The 17,489-nt window shown below is 70.9% G+C and carries 17 protein-coding genes; 11 read left to right on the top strand and 6 right to left on the bottom strand.

The window, feature by feature from the left end; genetic code table 11:
* Positions 1–10: 10 nt before the first annotated feature.
* The 4 genes from JD77_RS27860 to cds1 all read right to left on the bottom strand — a co-directional run bounded on the left by JD77_RS27860 (position 11) and on the right by cds1 (position 5,179).
* Positions 11–1,102: an ABC transporter ATP-binding protein gene (locus tag JD77_RS27860; RefSeq protein ID WP_170286565.1), complete on the bottom strand. Its 1,092-nt coding sequence runs from the start codon at positions 1,100–1,102 to the stop codon at positions 11–13.
* On the bottom strand, positions 1,099–2,718 hold the full coding sequence (locus JD77_RS27855) for an ABC transporter permease subunit (protein WP_145776852.1): 1,620 nt from the start codon (positions 2,716–2,718) through the stop codon (positions 1,099–1,101). The genes JD77_RS27860 and JD77_RS27855 overlap by 4 nt, the downstream gene beginning before the upstream one ends.
* Positions 2,719–2,882: 164 nt before the next feature.
* The gene (locus JD77_RS27850) at positions 2,883–3,950 is read right to left on the bottom strand and encodes an extracellular solute-binding protein (RefSeq protein WP_145776851.1); all 1,068 of its coding nucleotides are present in this window, start codon (positions 3,948–3,950) and stop codon (positions 2,883–2,885) included.
* Between the two features lie 110 nt (positions 3,951–4,060).
* Entirely contained in the window at positions 4,061–5,179 is a 1,119-nt protein-coding gene (cds1, locus tag JD77_RS27845; protein WP_211372704.1) for an L-cysteine desulfhydrase Cds1, read from the bottom strand.
* Between the two features lie 133 nt (positions 5,180–5,312).
* Between cds1 and JD77_RS27840 the strand changes: the two genes are divergently transcribed.
* From JD77_RS27840 to JD77_RS27820, 5 genes are all read left to right on the top strand, one after another.
* Positions 5,313–5,699 (top strand): nuclear transport factor 2 family protein, encoded by a 387-nt coding sequence (locus tag JD77_RS27840; protein ID WP_170286564.1) that lies wholly within the window; start codon positions 5,313–5,315, stop codon positions 5,697–5,699.
* 32 nt (positions 5,700–5,731) lie between these two features.
* Positions 5,732–7,333: a phytoene desaturase family protein gene (locus JD77_RS27835; RefSeq protein WP_145776849.1), complete on the top strand. Its 1,602-nt coding sequence runs from the start codon at positions 5,732–5,734 to the stop codon at positions 7,331–7,333.
* Positions 7,334–7,360: 27 nt separating this feature from the next.
* The gene (locus tag JD77_RS27830) at positions 7,361–7,759 is read left to right on the top strand and encodes a cupin domain-containing protein (protein ID WP_145776848.1); all 399 of its coding nucleotides are present in this window, start codon (positions 7,361–7,363) and stop codon (positions 7,757–7,759) included.
* Positions 7,756–9,234, top strand: coding sequence for an aldehyde dehydrogenase family protein (locus tag JD77_RS27825; RefSeq protein WP_145776847.1), 1,479 nt, complete (start codon positions 7,756–7,758; stop codon positions 9,232–9,234). Before JD77_RS27830 ends, JD77_RS27825 begins: the two co-directional genes overlap by 4 nt.
* Before the next feature lie 81 nt (positions 9,235–9,315).
* Positions 9,316–10,938: an amidohydrolase gene (locus tag JD77_RS27820; protein ID WP_145776846.1), complete on the top strand. Its 1,623-nt coding sequence runs from the start codon at positions 9,316–9,318 to the stop codon at positions 10,936–10,938.
* A gap of 92 nt (positions 10,939–11,030) precedes the next feature.
* On the opposite strand, the gene JD77_RS27815 is transcribed toward JD77_RS27820, so the two are convergent.
* Positions 11,031–12,131, bottom strand: coding sequence for a cytochrome P450 (locus JD77_RS27815; RefSeq protein ID WP_145776845.1), 1,101 nt, complete (start codon positions 12,129–12,131; stop codon positions 11,031–11,033).
* A gap of 56 nt (positions 12,132–12,187) precedes the next feature.
* On the opposite strand from JD77_RS27815, the gene JD77_RS27810 reads away from it, so the two are divergent.
* From JD77_RS27810 to JD77_RS27790, 6 genes are all read left to right on the top strand, one after another.
* Complete coding sequence (locus JD77_RS27810; RefSeq protein ID WP_145776844.1) at positions 12,188–12,937, top strand: RNA-guided endonuclease InsQ/TnpB family protein; 750 nt, start codon at positions 12,188–12,190, stop codon at positions 12,935–12,937.
* A 76-nt stretch (positions 12,938–13,013) separates the two neighbouring features.
* Positions 13,014–13,157, top strand: a complete 144-nt coding sequence (locus JD77_RS32540; RefSeq protein ID WP_170286563.1) for a hypothetical protein — start codon at positions 13,014–13,016, stop codon at positions 13,155–13,157.
* Positions 13,158–13,340: 183 nt separating this feature from the next.
* On the top strand, positions 13,341–13,766 hold the full coding sequence (locus JD77_RS27805) for a TOBE domain-containing protein (protein ID WP_145776843.1): 426 nt from the start codon (positions 13,341–13,343) through the stop codon (positions 13,764–13,766).
* A 35-nt stretch (positions 13,767–13,801) separates the two neighbouring features.
* Positions 13,802–14,611, top strand: coding sequence for a molybdate ABC transporter substrate-binding protein (modA, locus tag JD77_RS27800; RefSeq protein ID WP_145776842.1), 810 nt, complete (start codon positions 13,802–13,804; stop codon positions 14,609–14,611).
* Between the two features lie 7 nt (positions 14,612–14,618).
* Positions 14,619–15,470: an ABC transporter permease gene (locus JD77_RS27795; protein ID WP_145776841.1), complete on the top strand. Its 852-nt coding sequence runs from the start codon at positions 14,619–14,621 to the stop codon at positions 15,468–15,470.
* Entirely contained in the window at positions 15,467–16,585 is a 1,119-nt protein-coding gene (locus JD77_RS27790; RefSeq protein WP_145776840.1) for an ABC transporter ATP-binding protein, read from the top strand. The genes JD77_RS27795 and JD77_RS27790 overlap by 4 nt, the downstream gene beginning before the upstream one ends.
* Positions 16,586–16,619: 34 nt before the next feature.
* On the opposite strand, the gene JD77_RS27785 is transcribed toward JD77_RS27790, so the two are convergent.
* The gene (locus tag JD77_RS27785) at positions 16,620–17,453 is read right to left on the bottom strand and encodes a sugar phosphate isomerase/epimerase family protein (RefSeq protein ID WP_145776839.1); all 834 of its coding nucleotides are present in this window, start codon (positions 17,451–17,453) and stop codon (positions 16,620–16,622) included.
* Positions 17,454–17,489: the final 36 nt, after the last annotated feature.

The raw sequence follows: 17,489 nt of genomic DNA, 5'->3' as shown, positions 1-17,489 counted from the left end.
TGGTCCTCCTTCATCGTTCAGCCGTCGAGCCGAAGACGTGCACATCGCGCGTCCGCCAGATCATGCCCACCGTCTCGCCGGTACGGTAGGGGTGCTCGCCGTCGTCGTGCTGCATTTGTACCCGCACGGGGCCGAACGTTTCAGAGTGGACGGTGTACATCGTGTGCGAGCCGAGGTACAGCCGGTGCGTGACCTTTCCCGTGCAGCGGCTGAACCCGGGAGGCGGGGCTGCCGCGACGTCCGTCAGCGCGATCCGCTCCGGCCGCAGCGCGGCCACGGACGCGTCGGCGGGCATGCTCCGGCCGTCGTCGAGTGACAGCAGTCCGCCCTGCTCGACGCTCAGCCGCCCCGGGGCCTCGGGACGGACCGCGAGCATGTTGTTGGTGCCGAGGAAATCCGCGACGAAGGCGGACCGGGGGTGCTCGTAGAGCTCCCGGGGCGTCCCCATCTGCTCGATCCGCCCGTGGTTCATCAGGGCGACGCGATCGGACATCGACATCGCCTCCTCCTGGTCGTGGGTGACGTAGACCATCGTCACCTTCAGCGCCTGCTGGAGCTGCCGGAGCTCGACCTGGAGACGCTGTCGCAACTTCCGGTCGAGGGCGCCCAGCGGCTCGTCCATGAGCAGGAACGCGGGGTCGAACACGACTGCCCGCGCCACCGCGATCCGCTGTTTCTGCCCGCCGGAGAGCTGGTCGGGCAGGCGGTCGGCCGCGCCGGCCATGTCGACGAGCTCGAGCGCCCGGCCTACCCGATCGGCGATGACGTCGCGCGGCTCCCTGCGCATCTCGAGTGGGAACGCGAGGTTGTCGCGGACCGACATGTGCGGGAAGAGCGCGTAGTCCTGGAAGACGACACCGATGTTGCGCTTGTCGCTCGGCACGTGCGCGATGTCGATGCCGTCGACGCGGATGGTCCCCGAGGTCGGGTCGGTGAAACCGGCGAGCATCATCAGGGTCGTGGTCTTCCCCGACCCTGACGGGCCGAGCACGGTGAAGAACTCGCCAGGCTCGATCGTGAGGGTGAGGTCGTCGACGGCGACGTGGTCGCCGTACTCCTTGCGGACGTTGTCGAAGTGGATCGCGCCGTGGCTGGCGGTCATGGGTTGCTCCTCGAGATCCGGGTGAGGCGGCGGAACAGCGCATAGCCGAGCCAGATGACGGCGGCGCATGCCATGACGAAGACGGAGATCACCGCCACGGTCGGGTTGGTTTCCAGCGAGAGCGCCTCGAAGATCCGCTTGGGGAGTGTCTTGACGTGAACGCCGGAGAGGAAGATCGCGACCGTCGACTCGTCGAACGAGGTCAGGAACGCGAAGAGGCCGGCGGTCGCGATGGAAGGGGCGATCAGCGGCAGCACGATCCGGCGCAGCTGGGTGGTCCGGCTCGCACCCAGGCTGGAGGCGGCCCGTTCGTAGACCGGGTTGAGCGAGCGCAGGCCGGCGCTGACCACGCTGAACACGAATGGCAGAGCCAGCGTCACGTGGGCCAGGACGATTCCCAACTCGGTGTCGACGAGCCCGATCCGTTCGAACTCCACGTAGAAGCCCGCGGCGGCGACCACCGTCGGGAACAGCAGCGGCAGCATCATCAGGGTCGAGGTCAGCGTCCCCCACCCGTGGAGGGCTCCCCGGACGACGCCCATCGCGGCGAGCGTCCCGAGTGCCCCGGCGATGACGGTCACGAAGAGCGCGATCCGGACGCTGACCGTGAGGGGATCGAGCCAACCGGCGGTGAAGAACTCCGAGTACCACTGCGTCGAGTAGTCGACCGGCGGGAAGACCAGCGCCTTGGTGGAGGCGAACGAGATCGGGACGACGATGAACTGCGGCGCCAGCACGAGGACGCCGAGGGTGGCGGCCAGGACCTTCGGGAGCCTGCGGCTGCGGGTGACGCCGAGGCGGTCGAGTCCGCCGGCCGCGCGTCCCGCGAGCCTGAGGGCGCGTCCGCCTCCGCGCCTGGCGCTCGGGGAGCGGGTGGCCGCGGTGCCGGACCGCCCGGCGAGCTGGGTCGCCGACATCCCGGTCAGCCGCTGGAAGGCGAGGACGATGACCAGGACCAGGGCGCCGAGCACGAGAGCGGCAGCCGAGGCGAGGCCGTAGTCGCCGCTCTGCTTGATCGCACTGTGGATCAGCGAGCCGAGCATGCTGCCCTTGGACCCGCCGAGGAGCGCGGGGATCACGAACGCGCCGATGCCGTAGACGAAGCACAGCACCGATCCCGCCTGGATGCCGGGCTTGGTCAGCGGCAGGTAGACCCGGACGAACGCCTGGGCCGGCCCGGCGCCCAGGCTGGTCGCGGCACGTACCCGCGAGCCGTCGACCGAGCGCATCGTGGCGGCCAGCGGCAGGATCATCAGCGGCAGCAGATAGTGGGAGAGGCTGACGACCACCGCGATCGGCGTGAAGACCATCGCGATCGGTTCCAGCCCGAACTGCTCGATCAGCTTGTTGACCGGGCCCTGACGCCCGAGGATCACCAGCCAGGAGAACGACCGCAGCAGGATCGAGGTCAGGTACGGCGCCATGATCGCCACCGTCAGGAAGGTGCGCAGCCACCTGCCGCCGTGCGCCATCTGGTATGCGATCGGGTAGCCGAGGACCAGCGCCACGAGTGTCGAGGCCGCGGAGATCAGGATCGTCCGCACGATGTTGTCGACGTAACCGGAGTGCCCGAGGAGCCGGGCGAAGTTCTCGAGACCGAAGGTCGGTTCCGTCACGCTCCGAAGGCAGAGGATCACGACGGGAAGTGCGAAGACGAGGGCCACGACCAGGACTGCGGGAACCGCGCTCAGGTCCCAGCCGCGCCGGCGGCGGCGCCGGCCTCCCGCGGTGCGGGAGGCCGGCCCCGAGAGGCCCGCGTTCGGGGACGTCGGGGTGGTGGTCACGCGTGCAGCCAGTCCTGCCAGCGCTTGAGCACGTCCGCGCCGTTCTTGGCCCACCAGTCCACGTCGATGCGGAACGTCTCGTCGCTGGCGGTCTCCTTGGTGCCGGGGAGGTCGGCGCGTGCGTTGGCGTCGAGGCCGTCGAGCACCGACTTCAGCGACGGCGTGTAACCGAGCTTGTCCATGATCGCCTTCTGGACCTCGGGCTTCAGGGAGTACTTGATCGCGTTGAAGGCGTCCTGCTCGTCCGGCGCTCCCTTGGGAATGACGAGCTGCTGAACGGAGAGGACGGCGCCCTCCCAGGTGTAGTCCAGCGGCACCGCGCCGCTCTTGGCGATGCTCTTGATCCGCGCGAGGTTCCCGTAGCCGAGCGCGATCTCGCCCTGTGAGATGGCGTTCTGCAGGTCACCGTTGGAGCTGAAGAAGACGGTGTCGTTGCGGATGCTGTCGAGCTTGGCGAAGGCGCGGTCCAGGTCGAGCGGGTAGAGCTGGTCGACCGGCACGCCGTCGGCGATCAGGGCGCCCTCGAGGATGCCCCAGGGCAGCGCCACCATGCCGCGCTTGCCCTTGATGTGCGTCGTGTCGAACAGGTCGGCCCAGGAGTCGAGGCCGCCGGACACCTCGTCCTTGTTCCAGAACAGGTTGCGGGAGAACGTGTACCACGGCACCGAGTACTCGGTGACCGCGCTCGGGTCGGCGAATCCTTCGAGCCCCTTGGTGTCGATCGGTTGCAGCACGCCGGCGGCCATGAACTGGGCGAGTGAGGAGTCCTCGGCGTCGATCAGGTCGACGCCCATCGAGCCGGACTTGGACATCTGCACCAGCTTGGCAACGTCGGAACCGCTGCTGTCGTAGAGGACCTTGACGTCGGCGTCCTTCGAGAACGGGTCGAAGAGCGCCGCCTTGACGGCCTCCTCGTAGGTGCCGCCGAAGCCGGCGTACGTGATCGACCCCTTCTCATCTCCGCCGCCCGAGCAGGCCGTGAGGCTGCTCAGGGCCACGACGACCGCGGCCACCGCCGCGCCGACTCGGCGCCGGCCTCCGGTCGCGTCGAGAATTTTTCGCATTAGGGTTCCTTCTTGGTAGGCCGGTCGGGTTACTGAACCACCTCGGGTCCGCTTCCGCAGAATGAAAGTCTGACTTCCATTGCAGATGCTGTGGCCCTGGTGGCGGCCTGTCAAGAGGTGTAGCTGGGCTTTCCCGCGATCACGCCGGCAAGTGAGCCCGAACGTTCGTATTCGTCCAGTACGGCGAGGTGCGGCACCACGTCGATGCCGTGGTCGGCACGCCAGGACGCGTCGTAGTGGGTCGAGGCGTAGCGTTCGCCGCCGTCGCAGATCAGGCTCACCACGCTACCTCGCTCGCCGTCGCGCTCCATGCGGGCGATGAGCTGGAGGGTTGCCCACATGCTCGTCCCGGTCGACGGTCCGACCCGGCGGCCCAGGCGGCGCGAGGCCCAGAGCATCGCCGCGACCGACGCCGCGTCGGGCACGCGGACCATCGCGTCGATCACCTCGGGTACGAAGGACGGCTCGACCCGTGGGCGGCCGATCCCCTCGATCCGGGAGCCTGTGGCTGACAGCAGTCCACGATCGCCGAGGCGCCAGGCGTCGAGGAAGACCGAGTTCTCGGGATCCGGCACCAGCAGCCGGGTGGGGTGCCGCCGGTAGCGCAGGTAGCGTCCGATGGTGGCCGCCGTTCCGCCGGTCCCGGCGCTGGCGACGATCCAGGCGGGCACCGGCTGCGCCTCGCCGGACATCTGCTCGAAGATGGACTCCGCGATGTTGTTGTTGCCGCGCCAGTCGGTGGCCCGCTCGGCGTAGGTGAACTGGTCGAGGTAGTGGCCGCCGAGCTCGGCGGCGAGACGCCGCGCCTCGTCGTACACCTGGTCCGGGTGATCCACCACCTGGCAGCGTCCGCCGTGCCACTCGATGAGCTCGACCTTGGCCGGGCTGGTCGCGGCCGGGACGACGGCGATGAACGGCAGGTTCAGCAATCGGGCGAAGTAGGCCTCGGAGACGGCGGTCGAGCCGCTGGACGCCTCGACCACCGTCGTGGTCGGGCCGATCCAGCCATTGCACAACGCGTACAGGAAGAGCGAGCGGGCGAGCCGGTGCTTGAGGCTGCCGGTCGGGTGTGAGGACTCGTCCTTCAGGTAGAGGTCGACGCCGTGCCGACCCGGCAGGTCGAAGGTCAGCAGGTGGGTGTCGGAGCTGCGGGTGGCGTCGGCCTCGACGCGGCGGATCGCCTCGTCGACCCAGGTCCGGTCGGCGCGGGTCTGCTCGCGCATGGTCATTCGAGGTCTCCTTCGGGGCTTCTTCCGATCGCTCTCGCGGATGCCGTGACGGCGCTTGACCGTGTTCAGATTCGGGGGCATCCTATGGTACGGAAGTTGGACTTCCGCTGTATGGAACATCCGAAGGAGTCCAGTGAGCAACCACCCTGTGGACCCGGCCGACGCCCGAGCCATCGAGGAACTCCTCAACCGGGTCGCCTACATCCTCGACGCCCACGAGTACGACCGGCTTGGAGAGGTCTTCGCCCCCGGGATCCTCTTCGACAACCCGGGCCGCCTCACGGCCAACGGGCTCGACGACGTGATCGCGGCCTTCAAGGCGATCACGACGCCCGCGGTCAGCCACCACATCACGAACGTGGTGGTAGGTGGCGTCGACGACGACACCGCCGAGTGCGACAGCAAGGCGCTCGCGTTGAGGGCCGGAGGGGAGGTCACCGCCGCGATCTACCGCGACACCGTGACCCGCACCGGCGCGGGATGGCGCATCTCGGCTCGACGTATCAGCCCGCTGGGCTGACCCCGCGACGGCGACGGAACGAGAGGAAGCGGATGGAGCAGGCGTACGACGTGATCGTCGTCGGGACCGGGCACAGCGGCCTGGTGGCCACCGGGTATCTGGCCCGGGCAGGTTTGAAGGTGCTCGCCCTGGAACGGCGCGACGTCGTCGGAGGCACCTGCGTCACCGAAGAGATCTTCCCGGGCTACCGCGGGAGCAGCGTGGCCAACGCGAGCCACAGCCTCGATCCGCGCATCGTCCAGGAACTCGAGCTGGAGAAGTACGGTCTCCGCTTCGCCCACCCGCCGCTCGGATCCCTGACCCTCTTCGAGGACGGCCGGGCTCTACCGGCCTGGCCGGACCGCGCCAAGCGCCGGGCGGCCATGGAGCAGTTCGCGCACGGCGAGGCGGACCTCGATGGCTACGCCTCGGTCATCGAGCTGTACGCCTCGGTGGCCCGTCGGATGAAGGTCTCCTTCTACGACCCGCCGCCCTCGTTCGCCGAGGTGGCCGCGCGTTTCACCACGCCGCGCCAGCGCCGCGACTTCGAGTCGATCATGTTCGGTCCGGTCGCGGACATCCTCGAGGAGCGGCTCTCGTCGCCGCAACTGCAGGCGTTCTTCGCCGGCACCGCGGTCGCGACCAACTTCGTCGGCCCGCGCACACCGGGCAGCGGCTACCTGCTGCTCCAGCGGCCCCTGTGGGAGGAGTCGCTCCGCGGCGTCGGCAACCACGACGACAACGAGCTGATGATGCGCAACGCCGCGCCGCTGGGCGGCATCGGCGCCGTGACCGGCGCGATGGCGGAGTCCGCCCGCGCCCACGGCGCCACGATCCTCACCGGCGCGGAGGTCGAACGCATCCTCTGCGAGGATCAGCGGGTCGTCGGTGTCGTCCTCAGCGACGGGCGCGAGTTCCGCGCCCCCCGGGTCGTCTCCAACGCGAACCCGAAGCTGACCCTGACCAGGCTGGTCGGGCCGGAGGACATCGGGGAGGACCTGTACGACCTCGCCAGGACCGTCAGCATGAAGGGCACCTCCGCCAAGGTCCACCTCGCGCTCGACGGCACCCCGCGGTTCGCCGCCGCGCGGGACGAGGAGGAGAACCGCCTCTTCCTCGGCACCAACTTCCGGATCGCGGCCAGCATCGACGTGCTCCAGAACGCCTACAACGAGGCGGTGCTCGGGCGCTGGAGCCAGCGACCCACCGTCACCGCGATGATCGACTCGGCGCACGATCCCTCGCTGACCCCGCCGGGCTGCCACTTCGTGAGCATCAGCGTCCGCGGAGTTCCGTATCACCTGGCCGAGGGCACCTGGGACGAGCAGCGCGACGACCTGGGCAAGGCCGTGGTCAGCACGTTGGAGGAGCACATCCCGAACCTGTCCGGGATCCTGGCCGGCGTGCACGTCTACTCGCCGCTGGACCTCGAACGCGAGTTCGCCCTCGTCGAGGGCAACGGCGCGCACGGCGACATCGTGCCGGGGCGCATCTTCGACTCGCGCCCGATCCCCGGCTGCGCCGACTACCGGACGCCGGTCGACGGGCTGTACCTGACCGGCGTCGGCAACTGGCCGGGCAACTTCATGAGCGGCGTCACCGGCTACAACGCGAGCAACCGCGTGCTGACCGACGTCCGCCGTACCACCGACTGAGCCGACCCCACGAACCAGAGGAGCACGATGATCATCGGACGAGGCATTCCCGCGGACCGGGTGTCGGCCATGCGGTCGGCGACCACGACCGGACAGGTCTGGTCGGACATCGTCCTGAACGACGGCGGGACCCGCGCCCTCAACATGTTCTTCGCGCCCGGGTCGCGCACGCACTGGCACCGGCACCCGGGCGGCCAGATGCTCTACACCGTCTCCGGCGAGGGCTGGATCCAGGAGCGCGGCGGCGAGGTGGTGGTGATGCGTCCGGGCGACGTCGTCTGGACCGAGCCCGGCGTCGAACACTGGCACGGCGCCACCGCGTCCGCCCAGCTGGTGCAGTTGGTGCTCCACTTCGGTGACGTCGAGTGGACCGGAGAGGTCGGCGAGGACGAGTACACCGCCTGCGGCGCCGAGGGCGCGCGATGAGCAGCCGGCCGGCCGACCTGGTCGCACGGCTCGTGGGCGACATGCCGGGCTCGTGGATCGGCGGCACCTGGGTGACCTCCCCGGACACGTTCGAGGTCCACGAACCGGCCACCGGGGCCACGATCTGCACGGTCGCCGACGCCGACGCCGACCAGGCCGCCGCGGCGGTCGCCGCCGCGGCGGCCACCCTCGACGGGTGGTCGTCGGCGACCGGCTGGCAGCGCTTCGAGGTCCTCCGCCGCGCGACCGACCTGCTGGGGAAGCGGGTCGAGGCCATCGGCGAGCTCATCAGCGCGGAGACCGGCAAGCCGCTGGCCGAGGCGGTCGGCGAGGCCCGCAACACGGTTCGCTTCTTCGAGTGGTTCAGCCACGAGACGCTGCGGCTTCCCGGCGAGGCCTGGGCCGACGTCGCGCCCGGACGCGACGCCCTCGTGCTGCACGAGCCGATCGGGGTGGTCCTCGCGATCACGCCGTGGAACTTCCCGGCGTTCATGGTGGCCTGCAAGGTCGGCGCCGCGCTCGCGGCCGGTTGCACCGTGGTGTTGAAGCCCGCCCCGCAGACGCCGCTCACCGCGCTGGCCATCGCACGCTGCTTCGAGGAGGCGGGTCTCCCGGCCGGGGTCCTGAACGTCGTCGTCGCCGGGGATCCGCAGCGGGTCAGCGACGTCCTGCTGGACGCCCCCGAGGTCGCGTGCATCAGTTTCACCGGCTCGCGCGGGGTGGGCGAACTCGTCATGCGCAAGGCCGCGGCGTCGATCAAGCGGGTCCTTCTCGAGTTGGGCGGCAACGCCGCCGCGGTGGTGCTACCCGACGCGGACGTCGTCCAGACCGCGCGTGACCTGGTTCGGGCGCGGTTCCTCAACTCCGGGCAGGCGTGCATGGCCGCCAACCGGGTGTACGTCGTCGAGTCGAAGGCCGGCGACCTGGTCGCCGAACTCGCCGCGGCGGTCGACCAGATCGTCCTCGGCGACCCGCGCGACCCGGCGACCACGATGGGCCCGCTCATCGACCACGCTGCGGTCGGACGGATCGAGGCGCAGTTGGCCGAGGCTGTGACGGGCGGCGCGACCGTCGTCGCGGGCGGCACCCGGACCGCCGAGAACGAGGCGAGTGCGTTCCTGGCGCCGACACTGCTGACCGCCGAGGGAAAGAGCCAGCCCGCCGTACTCGGCGAGGAGTTCTTCGGGCCGGTGCTCAGCGTCATCCGCTGCGCCGACGTCGACGAGGCTGTCCGGTTGGCCAATGCGACCGAGTACGGCCTTGCGGCGTACGTGTTCGGCGGTGACCAGGCCGCCGCGACCGCGGTCGCCCGGAAGCTCAAGGCGGGCTCGGTCGGTGTCAACACTCCGCTGGTCAGCGAGCCGGCCCTGCCGTTCGGTGGCATGCGCAGCAGTGGTCTCGGCCGGGAGCGGGGACGGCTCGGCGTCGAGGAGTACCTGGAAACCAAGACCGTGCAGATGCCTGCCGCCCGCTGAAGCACTCCCTGACCCGCCGCCGTCGGCCCCACCCACCCCCGGACGGCGGCTTCGCAACCATGCCCAGAAAGAGGTAGAGCAGTGCCAACAGAGACAGTGTGCTTCGTCGGTGGCCGGGTCCGCACGATGGACCGGGCCGGAACCGTCGCGGAGGCGTTTCGCGCCGAGGGAGGCCGGATCGCGGCGATCGGGACGACGGAGGAGATTCTCGCGGGGGCCGGAGAGGCACGGGTCGTCGACCTGGCCGGTGCGGTGGTGCTTCCCGGACTGGTCGACTCCCACTCCCACCTGGAGCTGCTCGCCTATTCCTGGGAACTCGCCGTCGACTGCCGCTCGTCCCGGGTGTCGAGCATCGAGGAGATGGTCTCGGTGCTCGCGGAGCGTACCGGCTCCACGGCCGCCGGCGAGTGGATCCTCGGTCAGGGGGAGCACTACCAGAATCTGAAGCTCGCCGAGGGGCGCTATCCCGACCGGTACGACCTGGACCGGGTCAGCACCACCCACCCGGTGATGTACCGGGCGAGCTACCACCTCAACGTCTTCAACTCCCTGGGCCTGGAACTGCTGGGCGTCGACGACGACACCCCGGACGCGCCCGGCGGCCGGATCGAGCGCGACCCGGCCACCGGCGTCGCCACCGGCCGCACCTACGACATGTTCGAGCCGCTCGGCGGCCCGCAGCCGCCGGTTGCGGATCTCGCGGCGGCGATCAAACGAGTGCAGGACCGGTACCTCGCCGTCGGCGTCACCACCCTCGGCGACATCCCGCTGCACCCCGCGGGGCTGGAAGCGATCGCCTCCGTCGCCGCCGACGGTGAACTGGTCCTGCGCGCCGCGCTGTACCCGAAGCTGGAGGCTGTGGTGTCGGCGGAGGACGTGCGCGCCGGCCGTACCAAGGACCGCGTCGACGCCCTCGACCCGGACCATCTCGCGATGGTCGGTTTCAAGGTCTTCCTCGACGGCGGGCTCACCGCAGGCGCGGCCGCCCTCCACGAGGACTACCCCGGCCAACCCGGCTACCGCGGCGAGTTGGCGTTCACCGACGAGGAGGTCGTCGCCCTGGTCGCCACCGCCGATGCGGCGGGACTGCAGATCGCCATGCACGCGATCGGCGACCGCGCCCTCGACCAGGCTCTCGACGGCGCGTTGGCACTGCCCGCCGAGCGGCACGGCGTCGCCCGGCACCGCATCGAGCACGCGGGCAACATGTTCATGACCAACGAACGGATCAAGCGGCTGGCGGCCTCCGGAGTCGTCCCCGTACCGCAGCCGGCCTTCCTCCTGACCACCGCGGCCGGATACGTCGCGCACCTGGGCAGCGACCGGATCGGGACGGTGATGCCGTTCCGTACGCTGATCGACCACGGCCTGCCGGTCCCCGGCAACTCCGACGCGATCGGCATCACCGAGGACCAGCACGACCCGTTCCCGGCGATGCAGGCCGCGGTCGTCCGGCGTACCAACGACGGCGACCTGCTGGATGCCCGGGAGGCGGTCACGATCGAGGAGGCGCTGCGGATGTACACCGAGTGGGCGGCGTTCTCGATCGGCTGGGAAGACCGGGTCGGCTCGCTCGAGGTGGGCAAGTTCGCCGACTTCGTCATCCTGGATGCGGACCCGTTGGAGACCGAGCCGACGGAGCTGGCCGCCCTGACCGTCGTGCAGACCTGGATCGGCGGAACGCTGGCCTTCGAGAGGGCCTGAGCCTGGACGAGCAGATCCCGGCGCCTCGTCAGCGCGGGCGGGACCGTGCTGACGAGGCAGTGGCCACCCGATGGACGGTCCGGCCGGCCGCGCTATGCGTCCCAGGCCATTTCCACCCGCCTGAAGCCGCGGGCGAAGAAGATGACGTCCCGTTCGGTGGCGCCCGGGCCGGCCAGCCGCAGGTTGGGCAGCCGGTCGAGCAGCCGGGGCAGGGCGATCCGCAGCTCCAGGCGCGCCAGCGGTGCGCCGATGCAGGCGTGGATCCCCTTGCCGAAGGCCAGGTGGCGGTTCGCGCTGTCCCGGGTGACGTCGAAGGCGTCGGCGTCCTCGAAGGCGGCGTCCCGGTTGGCCGAACCGAAGTGCACCATCAGCCGCGCACCGACGGGCAGGCGCACCCCACCCAGCTCGGTCTCCTCGGTGACCGCCCGGAACAGGCCCTGCGCCGGGTTCTCGTACCGCAGGATCTCCTCGACCATGGTGTCGGCCAGCGCGGAATCGCGGCGGACCCTGTCGAGCTGGTCGGGGTGGTCCAGCAGGGCGACGAGGCCGTTGCCGATGGCGCGGGTCACCGTCACGTGCCCGGCGATGATGAGGTTCATGGGGATCCGCGTCATCTCGACCATGGTCAGCTCGTCACCGCTCGCGGCGAGCAGGCCGGACATCAGGTCGTCGGTCGGGCACGCGGCACGCTGCTCCAACGCCGCCATGAAGTACCTCTGCATGGCCACCACGTCCCGGGCGTACTCGACCCGCCGCTCGACCGGGTCGGTCGGCTGCGACAGCCGGAGCCAGTTGTAGCTCCAGCGGTGCAGCATCGGGATGTCCTCGCGTGGCACGCCGAGGATGTCGCCGATGGCCACCAACGGCAGTGGCCAGCCGAATCTCTCGATCACGTCGGCGTGGCCGTCGGCGACGAACGAGTCGATCAGTTCGTCGGTGGCCGCGCGCAGCCGCGGGTCGAGGTCGGCCACCCGTTTCGGGGTGAAGACCCGGCTCACCGGGGCACGGAGGCGACGGTGGACCGGCTCGTCGCTCTCGGTCAGGGTCGGCCGCAGCGGCCAGCCCTCGCGCAGCACGGCCAGGACCTCGGGCGGTGGCGGCTTGACGGAGGCCTGCACCGCGTTCGCCGACGAGAACGTCCGGTGGTCGCGGAGGACCTCCAGCACGTCGTCGTACCGGGTGACGACCCACATCTCGTGGCCGGCGGAGTAGAAAACCGGCTGCTCCGCCCGCAGCCTGGCATAGAGCGGTGTCCCGTGACCCGGACGGCCGCTGGTTCGTGACGTTCGCCGTCGACGTCGAGGCACCCGTCGCACCCGAATCCACCGGTCAGGTGGTGGGTGTGGACCTCGGGTTGACCGACTTCGCGGTGCTGTCCACCGGCGAGCGCATCCCGCATCCGAAGCACATGGAGCGTCGGGAGCGCCGACTCAAGCGGTACCAGCGGATGATGGCCCGCCGGCAGAAGGGCTCCGCCAACCGCGCCAAAGCCAAGCGGAAGGTCGCCCGTGCGTATTCGCGGGTACGCGACGCCCGCCGGGACTTCCTCCACCAACAGTCCACCACCCTGGTACGCCGGTTCGACGCCATCGCTGTGGAGGACCTGGCCGTGGCGAACATGGTCCGCAACCGGTCCCTGGCCAGATCGATCTCCCGTACCGGCTGGGCGGAGTTCCGTACCCTGCTCACCTACAAGGCCCATCGCGACGGCCGCACCCTCGCCGTGGTGGACCGCTGGTACCCGTCGTCGAAGACCTGCTCGGCGTGCGGGCATCTGCTCGCCACACTCTCCCTCGGCACGCGCCACCGGCGGTGTCCGGGTTGCGGCACCCGGCATGACCGGGACGTCAACGCCGCTCAGAACATCGCCGTCGCGGCCGGGCTGGTCGAGACGAAAAACGCCTGCGGAGCGGACGTCAGACACGAAGGATCTCCTTCCGTGCGGTCTGCGGTGAACCAGGAACCCCAACCTGCGAGGGTGGGAATCCCCCGCGTTTAGGCGGGGGAGGATGTCAAGCAGCTGTTCGGGTGCGAGCGGATCGAACCGCAGCGGGCAAAGGGCCGACTGCTCGGCGGTGGTCAACGCGACGCACCCGGACCCGTCGGCGGTGCGCCGCGACCTCGCCGCGCTCGGCGTCCACCTCGACGTGACCGCCGGATCACCAGCCGGGCTGGAGGCGGTGCTCGACTCCCCGCGCGGCCCGGTGACCCTGCGCTGAACCGCCAGCCTGGCAGGGGGTGATCGCGCCCGTTGCCCGCGATGCGCTGCGCCGCTGATGACGGTAGGAGGCGGCCATGATGTCTCGTGGCGCAATTGCGGCGCCTTCCTTGATGAAGATGCGGCACCTGCGATGCGGCTCGGCTATTTCCTGCCGCAGTTGCGGGCGGCTAAGGTGCTGGGTGTGACGATGTTTCGGATCGGTGAGGCCGCGGAGCTGCTCGGGGTCAGCGCGGACACGGTGCGCCGCTGGGTGGACGCGGGGCGGCTGGCCGCCAACCGGGACGAGCACGGGCACCGGGTGATCGACGGGGTCGACCTGGCCGGGTTCGTCCGCGCGCACGCCGGTGACCCGGGTGCCGGGTCGGAGGAGTCCTCGGCGCGCAACCGGCTGCGCGGGATCGTCACCGCGGTGATCAAGGACGCGGTGATGGCACAGGTAGACATCCAGGCCGGCCCGTTTCGGGTGGTGTCCCTGATGAGCCGGGAGGCGGTCGACGAGCTGGGGCTGCGGGTCGGCTCGGTCGCGGTCGCGGTGATCAAGTCGACCACGGTGGTGGTGGAGCGATCCGCACCCGCTGTGACACACAAGGCGCGGGCCGGCGCGTGAGCTCGGGCGGCGCGAGCAGTAGGGGAGCGAGCACAGTGGGCAGACGTTTCGTTCGGACGGCGTTGGCCGGGTTGGCCGCCGTGGCGCTGGCCGGGTTGGTCGGGTGCGGCGGCGGCAACGACACCAGCGGCGGTTCCGCGCCGGGCGCCGGGGGCGGCGGCACCGGGGTGACCGGCACGGTGACGGTGTTCGCGGCGGCGTCGCTGACCGAGTCGTTCACCCAGATCGGTAGGGAGTTCGAGGCCGCGAACCCCGGCTCGGCCGTGAGGTTCAACTTCGCCGGCAGCTCCGCCCTGGCCACGCAGATCAACCAGGGTGCCCCGGCGGACGTGTTCGCCTCCGCCGCCCCCACCAACATGAAGACGGTCACCGACGCGGGCAACGGCGACGGCGCGGCGACGACGTTCGTGAAGAACCAGCTCGTGATCGCGGTGCCCAGGGGTAACCCGAAGGGCGTCCAGGCCCTGGCCGACCTGACCGGGCCGGGAATGAAGGTCGCCCTGTGCGCGGAGCAGGTGCCCTGCGGCGCGGCGGCGAAGAAGGCCCTGGCGACCGCGAACGTGTCTCTCACCCCGGTCACGCTGGAACAGGACGTCAAGGCCGCGCTGGCGAAGGTGAGGCTCGGCGAGGTCGACGCCGCGCTGGTCTACCGCACCGACGCCAGGGCCGCATCGCCCGATGTGCACGGTGTGGAGTTCCCGGAGTCGTCGGGTGCGATCAACGACTACCCGATCGTGGTGTTGCGGAGCGCCGCGAACAAGGCCGGCGCCCGGGCGTTCGTCGCCTACGTGCTGTCCGATCGAGGCAGGGCGGTGCTCACCGCGGCCGGCTTCCAAGCCCGGTAGACGGATCATGGTTCGTGTCGTCGAGCGGGACGTGGCGGCCCGGCATCAGCCGGCCGGGCCGCCACGTCGCCGGCACACCCAACGGGTACCGGTGGCCCTGTCGCTGCCGGCCGTGGCCGGAATGGCGTTCCTGGTGCTGCCCCTGGCCGGCCTGGTCGTCCGCGCCCCGTGGGCCACCCTGTGGCAGCGACTCACCGAGCCCGGTGCGCTGACCGCGCTGCGGCTGTCGCTGCAGACCGCCACCGTCGCCACCGTGCTGTGCCTCGTACTCGGCGTGCCCCTGGCCTGGCTGCTCGCCCGCGTCGAATTCCCCGGCCGGCGGGTCGTCCGCGCGCTGGTCACCGTTCCGCTCGTGCTGCCGCCGGTGGTCGGCGGCGTCGCGCTGCTGCTCGTGTTCGGCCGCAAGGGCCTGCTCGGTGCCTGGCTGGACGCCACGTTCGGCGTCACCCTGCCGTTCACCACCACCGGCGTCGTCGTCGCCGAGGCATTCGTGGCGATGCCGTTCCTGGTCATCGCCGTGGAAGGCGCGCTGCGCGGCGCGGACACCCGGTTCGAGGAGGCCGCGGCCACCCTGGGCGCGGGCCGGTGGACCACCTTCACCCACGTCACCCTGCCCCTGGTGGCGCCGGGCATCGCCGCCGGCGGCGTGCTGTGCTGGGCCCGCGCGCTCGGCGAGTTCGGCGCCACCATCACCTTCGCCGGCAACTACCCCGGCATCACCCAGACCATGCCCCTGGCGGTCTACCAGACCATGGAGGGCGGCGACCTGTCCGGCGCCGTCGTGCTCAGCCTGATCCTGCTCGCCGTGTCGGTCACGATCCTCGCCGCCCTGCGCGACAAGTGGATCACCCAAGGATGACCGGGATCCGTCCCGGGCCCGGGTCCGCCGCGGTCCTCGACGCGCACCTGCTCGTCGACCGGGGCGCCTTCCGCCTCGACGTGCCGCTGCGCGTCGGCGCCGGGGAGGTGGTCGGGCTGCTCGGCCCCAACGGTGCCGGCAAGACCACCGCCCTGCGCGCCCTGGCCGGGCTCCAGCCGATGACCGCCGGGCACGTCAGGCTCGCCGGGCGGGACCTCGACCGGCCCGGCGGGCGTGTGTGGACACCCCCGGAGCACCGTCGGATCGGTGTGGTGTTCCAGGACTACCTGCTCTTCCCGCACCTGACCGCGCTGGACAACGTCGCCTTCGGTCCCCGGCGGCACGGCGTCGACCGGCGCACCGCCCGTCGACATGCCGCCGAGTGGCTGCACCGGGTCGGACTGGCCGAGCAGGCCGGCCGCAAACCCCGGCAGCTCTCCGGTGGGCAGGCCCAACGCGTCGCCCTCGCCCGCGCCCTCGCGGTCGACCCGGTCCTGTTGCTGCTCGACGAGCCGCTGGCGGCGCTGGACGCCCGTACCCGCCTGGACACCCGCGCCGAACTGCACCGCCACCTCGCCGCGCACCCCGGCGCCACTCTGCTGGTCACCCACGACCCGCTCGACGCCCTGGTCCTGGCCGACCGGCTGATCATCATCGAACGCGGCCGCGTCGTGCAGGATGGCGACGCCGCCACCATCACCGCGCAACCGCGCACCGACTACGTCGCCCGCCTCGTCGGGCTCAACCTCTACCGCGGCACCGCCGACGGCCACACCGTCCACCTCGGCGGAGGCTTCACACTGACCGCCGCCGAGTCGCTGCACGGCGACGCGTTCGTCGCCTTCCCACCCTCGGCGGTCGCGCTGCACCCCCACCAACCCGACGGCAGCCCGCGCAACACCTGGCCGGCCACCATCACCGGCCTGCAACGCCACGGCGACAACCTGCGCGTGCAACTCGCCGGCCCGATCGGCGTGGCCGCCGACGTCACCCCGGCCGCCGCCGCCCAGCTGGACCTGGCCCCCGGACAGGCGGTGTGGGCGGCCGTGAAGGCCGCCGAAACCCGCGCGTACCCCGCCGACGGACGCCCGCCGACCCCGGGGGAGGGGAGCTGACGGCTGCCAGCCGCGCCGGGACGTCGACCATGGTTCAGAGCAGGGCGCTCAGCCGCCGCCTGCCCTCGACCGCGACCTGCTCGCTCGTGGCCAACTGCCGCCAGGTGTGGGTACGCCGGGCCATCACCGGCAGGTCGACCGGGAAGAACTCGAAGACGCACAGGTCGTCGTAGCCGACCTCGCTGAGCGCCGCGAAGCAGTCCGCCCAGGGCACCTGGCCCGTCCCCGGAATCCCACGGTTGTTCTCCACGGCGTGGAAGTGCTTCAGCCGCGGCCCGGCGAGCCGGATCGCCTCCGCCATGTCCGACTCCTCGATGTTCATGTGGAAGGTGTCCAGCTGCACGCCGACGCTCGGCAGCCCGACCTCGTCGACCAGGGCGACGGCGTCGGCCGCCGTGTTGAGGAAGTAGCCGGAGTAGCGGCTGACCGGCTCGACCGTGAGCGTCACGCCCCGCTCACCGGCGTACTCGCCCGCCTCCCGCAGCGCCGAGACCGAGCGCTTCCACTCGTCGTCCGTGCGGCCGCGGCCGACGAAGTGGCCGTTGGCCGAGTGCAGCCCGCCGCAGACCTTCGACGCCCCGACCCGAACCGCGACGTCGACGCAGCCGCGAAGGTGGCGTCGGCCAGTGGCCCGCACCTCGGCGTCGTCGCTCACCGTGGAGTTGTGGGCGTTCAGGGCCGTCCCCAGCACCACCCCGATGCCGTACTCCGCGCTGGCTCGGCGCACGGCGTCGGCCGGGAACGTCTCCGGGTCCGCGACGTGCAGTTCCAGGGCGTCGAGCCCCCAGTCCCGAGCCCGCTCGAAGATCCACATTGCGTCGTCGTCGAGGTCGTGGACCAGCATCTGGCTGTGCGCGCCGAAACGCATACTTCTTCCTCTCGCTGCGGTGAAGGGTGGTCGACC

Origin of the sequence: Micromonospora olivasterospora (genome assembly GCF_007830265.1) — a bacterium.
GTDB lineage: Bacteria > Actinomycetota > Actinomycetes > Mycobacteriales > Micromonosporaceae > Micromonospora > Micromonospora olivasterospora.
This window is presented reverse-complemented; position numbering and strand designations above follow the sequence as displayed.